Annotated in this window: 2 protein-coding genes; one reads left to right on the top strand and one right to left on the bottom strand. The window is 69.9% G+C overall.

The genetic code is table 11. From position 1 onward, the window contains the following. Positions 1-186 precede the first annotated feature (186 nt). On the top strand, positions 187-1,269 hold the full coding sequence (locus HR086_RS46570; protein WP_174468878.1) for a PEGA domain-containing protein: 1,083 nt from the start codon (positions 187-189) through the stop codon (positions 1,267-1,269). A gap of 58 nt (positions 1,270-1,327) precedes the next feature. Here the strand turns inward: HR086_RS46570 and HR086_RS46575 are convergent. Beyond that, a partial coding sequence (locus tag HR086_RS46575; protein WP_174468879.1) for a hypothetical protein occupies positions 1,328-1,846 on the bottom strand: 519 nt, incomplete at its 5' end.

Raw genomic sequence — 1,846 nt, forward strand, 5'->3', positions numbered from 1 at the left:
GAGGTGGGGGCCGTGTCTCCACGGTGGGAGGAGCCTTGGCGGGGCACGCCGTGAGACAGAGGACACTGAAGCCGAGGGCCAATGAGGGCAGGGCGCGGTGCATGGGGCGCGGATATTGGCTGAATGGACGGTTGGGAGGGACTTCGTTTGATTCCCCTTGGACGACTCTCTAACCTTCGGTCCGTCATGAGCATTCGACGCCTCGTCCTCTTTTCGCTGGTGGCCGCCCTGGTGGCCCCGTCTTCCGCGCTCGCTCAGGCCGATGACCTCCTGGCCCCCCTCACGCCGTCGAAGTCGTCGAAGGCGAAGGCGGGCAAGACGAAGGTGGTGAAGAAGAAGAAGGCGGAGAAGGTGACGAAGAAGCCCGCGCGCACCAAGGCTCCGGCCACCGCGAGGGGCAGCAAGAAGAAGAACCTGCCGCCTCCCGACGAAGGCCTGCTGGCGCCGCTGGCCCCGGTGAAGACGGAGCTGGCGGTGTTCATCGGCGGCCCCGTCCGGGGTGCGCGGCTGACGCTGGATGGTCGCGACGTGGGGGTGCTCACGCCGGCTCCCACGCAACTGACGGTGACGCCGGGCGAGCACACGCTGGTGGTCCGCAAGCCGGGCTACGCGGAATACACGCGGCGGCTGGACGTGAAGGAGGGCACGCAGACGGAGGTCAAGGTGGCGCTGGAGGCCACCATGGGCTTCGCGCGAGCGCTCGCGGATGTGGCCGGCACCGTGGTGCTGGTGGACGACGTCGAGGTGGGCACGGTGCCGCTGAGCGACATCCTCCTCAAGCCCGGCTCGCGCGAAATCGAGTTCCGCGCCGAGGGCTACAAGTCCCACGTCCACAACATCAACGTGCTGGCCGGGACGAACTACGAGCTGACCGGGCGGATGCGCCCGGCGGTGGACACGGGTCTGGCGAGCAACACGGCGCGTGCCGGGGACTCTCCGCGCACCCCGCCGGTGCTGGACCCCTCGACGTCGATGCCGGACGAGCCGAACCCGGCCCTGTCGTTCGACAACGACTCGCCGGACGTGGAGGTGGAGAGCTCCAGCAAGCCCTGGTACGGGCGTTGGTACGTCTGGGCGGGAGTGGGCGCGGTGGTCGCGGCGGGCACGGTGGGCGCGGTGATGGCCACGCGGGACCCCACCCTCAAGCTGCAGGACGAGAACACGCTGTGCCCCGAGGGCTGCGTCTTCTTGAAGGGCGGAGCCCCACGCTCTGGTGGTGCCGGTGCGGGTCCCTTCAAGACGCCCGCGGTCGGCGGGCTGCGCTTCTAGGCTTCGGTGCTCCAGGCCGCGCCCGCGCTGCTTCCGCGGGAGCGCGGCCTGTCGGGCCTCATTCGCCGCGCAAGTCATCCTCGACGGCGCGCTGCTCCGGGGCGGTGAGCACCAGGTAGACGTCCGACACGCGGCCCACGCCCCAGGAGTCCAGGACGGTGACGCGGACCTTGAAGGGCGAGGACTCCGGCAGCAGCTCGGTGACGTCAATCTCGCCGGGCTCGAAGCCGAAGGCGCGGCGGCCCACGTTGTCGACCTGCTCGTTGCCCATGTGGACGCTCTCGGTGAAGCCCACGACGGCGCGCCGCACCACCTTCTTGCCCTGGCCGTCGAGCACTTCCAGCAGCAGGAAGTTGTCCACGCTGAAGCCGAGCGTGCCCTTGGCGTCGCCGTAGAGGCGGGCCCGCTGGCCATCCCTGCGCAGCACCGCGCTCTCTCCGAAGGTGACGACGCGAGGCGTGCGCTCGCCTTCGTCCGTGTCGACCTCCACGTCATCGCGCACCTTGTCGAAGGACTCCGTCTCCTGGGGAGGCGTGTCGGCCACGAGGCGGACGGCGCGGGGGGCCAGGGAAACAGA

Origin of the sequence: Myxococcus sp. CA039A, from assembly GCF_013336645.1 — a bacterium.
GTDB classification, from domain to species: Bacteria; Myxococcota; Myxococcia; order Myxococcales; family Myxococcaceae; genus Myxococcus; species Myxococcus llanfairpwllgwyngyllgogerychwyrndrobwllllantysiliogogogochensis.